We start from the raw sequence: 2,968 nt of genomic DNA, 5'->3' as shown, positions 1-2,968 counted from the left end.
GGCCCCGGCGGCAACGGGGACGACTCTTCCTTCGTCCCGCCCCCGCTGGGCCTCACCGGCCCCGGCGGCGGCCCGGGCGGCCCCGGCAACGGGCTCAACCCGCCCCGCAGCCGCGAGCCGCTGGAGATCGACCCCGTCACGGGCCGCCCGATCGACCCGGAGACCGGCGAGCCGTTCCCCGTCAACCCCGACACGGGACAGCCCTACGACCCCGACACCGGCCTGCCGATCAACTTCGACCCGGAGACGGACCAGGCGCTGCCCATCGATCCGCTGACGGGCGAGCCGATCCCCCCGGGCTCCGAGCTGCCGTCCCTGGAGCGGGACCCCGAGACCGGCCTGCCCATCGACCCGGAGACGGGCCAACTCTTCCCGCTGGACCCCGAGACCGGCATCCCCTACGACCCCGACACGGGCCTGCCGCTCAACTTCGACCCCCAGACCGGCGACCTGCTGCCGATCGACCCGATGACCGGGGAGAGTATGGACCCGGACACGGGTCTGCCCGTCAGCTACGACCCGGAGACCGGCGAACCCCTGCCGCTCAACCCGCTCACCGGCGAGCCCTTCAGCCCGGGGTCCGACCTGCCGTCCCTGGAGCGGGACCCCGAGACCGGCCTGCCGATCGATCCGGACACGGGCGAGCCGTTCCCCGTCGACCCCGAGTCGGGCCTGCCCTACGACCCCGACACCGGTCTGCCGCTCAACTTCGACCCCGAGACCGGCGACCTGCTGCCGGTGGACCCCACGACGGGCCGGGCGATCGACCCGGAGACCGGCGAACCGCTGCCCACGAACTTCCCCTCCGGCAACCAACCGCCCCCGCTGGAGACCAACGGGCCGGGGACGTCGCCTCCCGGGGACTACGAACTTCCGCCCCCGCTGGACCTCACCGGCCCCGGCGGCTCGGACAACCCCGGCCAGAGCCCCGGCAGCTCCGACCGGTCGTCGCTGTTCGCCGGCCCCCAGCCGTCGAGCGAGACGGCGGGCGGCAACCGCCCGGAGCCGCTGCCGATGAACGGGCCGGGGTTGGGCGGCGGCTCCGGCGCCGGCGGACCGGGCGGCCTCGCGGGCTCGGGTGTCGGCGGTCCCGGCGGCGCCGACACGGGTACCGGGACCGGCCTGGGCACCGCCGCGAGCAACCAGTCCGGCATGAACGGCATGAACGGTATGAACGGCATGGGTGGCATGCCGCCGATGATGCCCCCCATGGGCGGCATGGGAGGCATGGGCGGCGGCCAGGAGAACCGCGACCGGCAGCGGTCGACCTGGCTCTCCGAGGACGAGAAGGTGTGGGGCACCACCAACGCCCAGAACCGCGCGGTTCTGGGCCGGCCGGTACCCGGCGCCCAGAAGAAGGGTGGAGCGCGCAATGAGTGGGTGGAGAGCGCGGAACGAGCACGAACTGGATCGGCTGCATCAGACGCTCCGCGAAGTGGAGGACGCAAGCGCAAACCTGGAGCAGGCAACCGAGGAGGCCGTGGCCAAGAACCGACTCGTCGCGGCGACGGTGAACGCGAGCGGTGAGCTGGTCGACCTCAAGTTCCACACCCAGTCCTACCGGGACATGGCGCCCACGGAACTGGCGAGCGCCATCCTGGACGTCGTCGGCCGCGCCCGGGGGCAGATGGCCAAGCGGGTGGCGGAGCTCTACCAGCCCTTCGCGCCCCCCGGCGTGGACATGGACGACCTGATGAAGGGGACCTTCAACACCCGGGACCTGTTCCGCACGATCGGCGTGGAACCGCCGCCGCGCTAGTCCGCCGGCGCGCCGCCCCCCGGGGCGGCGCGCCGGCCGACGGCGCCCCGGCCCCTCGGCGGCCCAGCACGCACGGCTCATCGGAGGAGACACATGCCGCGCTACGACAGCGACGACAGCAACCGCAACTCCACTGACTTCCTGTACGTCGCGCCGGAGGAGCTGTCGCGCGACGGCCAGTACATCCACGAACCGGCCGACATGATCGAGTCCCTGGTCGCGTGGTACAAGACGGAGCGCGAGGCCCTGGGCACGCCGTGGGGCGAAGGCGACGAGTTCGCCGAGCAGATCGGCAAGGTCATGGAGCCGCTGGAGGAGAACCTCATGCTCTACCTGGACGCCGTCGCCCTCGCCGTGCGGCAGACGTCCGACGGCACGCTGACCACGGCCCGGAACAACAAGATCACCGACGAGCACAACATCGAACAAGTGAACAACCTCAACAACGACACCCCCGACAGCGCTGGAGGCCGACGGTGACGCACCGCGTGCCGCCCGTCCCCGGGGCGGCCGCCGCCTCCCGGGGACGGCCGTGCGGGCGCCTCCGCCCGAGGAGGAGCGACCGATGACCGAGCCCTTCCGCAGTTCGTCCGGTCAGGCCCGCGCGACCGATCCCGCCGGCCTGCTCACCTGGCCCGCGCGCATCCCGCTGAACCGGGAGCCCGAGCCCGCGCCCCGGCTCCTGCCCCCGGCCGAGCAGGGGCCGCTGCTCGACGCGGCCCCGTCCCGGGCGGAGCGCCCCGCCCGGCGCGGCATCACCGTGCCCGAGGCCGAGTCGGCGCCGCTCGCCAAGCCCGCCGAGGAGGGCCGGACGCTGGGCCGTCCGGGCGCCCCCGCGCTGGCGGGGGCGGCCATCGCCGGCGTGCTGCTGGTGGGGGCGCCGCTGGCGCTCTCGGCGCTGACGCGCCCGGAGACCATGATGACGGTCCCCGTCACCGCGGGGGTCGGCCTGAGCGCCGACGCGCCGGCCGCGAACGCCGCGAGCGGTGTGCAGGACGCCGGCGACTCCGGCGCGGCCGCCGCCGGCAGCGCCGGCGACGCGATGGCGCCGCCCCCGGAGGGGCCGGGCTACGTCCCGCAGGCGCTGCCGCCCGAGGACGGCGGCGCCCCCGAGGGCGGCACCGAGAGCGACGGCGGCGCGGGCGGCGACACGGCCGCCGCCGGCGGGTCCGGGGGCGGGTCCGCGGAGGCGGCCGAGGCGGGCGGCGG

At 75.2% G+C, this 2,968-nt stretch carries 3 protein-coding genes and 1 pseudogene; all 4 read left to right on the top strand.

Annotated elements, in window-relative coordinates; translation table 11 throughout:
* On the top strand, nt 1–1,527 hold a 1,527-nt coding region (locus NT8_RS31120), incomplete at its 5' end, for a hypothetical protein (protein ID WP_394326602.1).
* Entirely contained in the window at nt 1,436–1,759 is a 324-nt protein-coding gene (locus NT8_RS29025) for a YbaB/EbfC family nucleoid-associated protein (RefSeq protein WP_369406319.1), read from the top strand. The genes NT8_RS31120 and NT8_RS29025, both read left to right, overlap by 92 nt.
* A 93-nt stretch (nt 1,760–1,852) precedes the next feature.
* Nucleotides 1,853–2,239: a hypothetical protein gene (locus NT8_RS27770; RefSeq protein WP_067975990.1), complete on the top strand. Its 387-nt coding sequence runs from the start codon at nt 1,853–1,855 to the stop codon at nt 2,237–2,239.
* An 85-nt stretch (nt 2,240–2,324) separates the two neighbouring features.
* Nucleotides 2,325–2,968, top strand: a pseudogene (locus tag NT8_RS27765) (hypothetical protein); the annotation flags it as partial.

The sequence above is a fragment of the Nocardiopsis trehalosi NBRC 14201 genome, from assembly GCF_001552555.1.
GTDB lineage: Bacteria > Actinomycetota > Actinomycetes > Streptosporangiales > Streptosporangiaceae > Nocardiopsis_B > Nocardiopsis_B trehalosi.
The sequence above is the reverse complement of the archived record's forward strand: the minus strand, read 5'-3'. Positions and strand labels throughout refer to the sequence as shown.

What these genes read in the sequence shown, in the direction of transcription:
- NT8_RS27770 (WP_067975990.1), top strand. Translation starts at nt 1,853, where the DNA reads ATGCCGCGCTACGACAGCGACGACAGCAACCGCAACTCCACTGACTTC.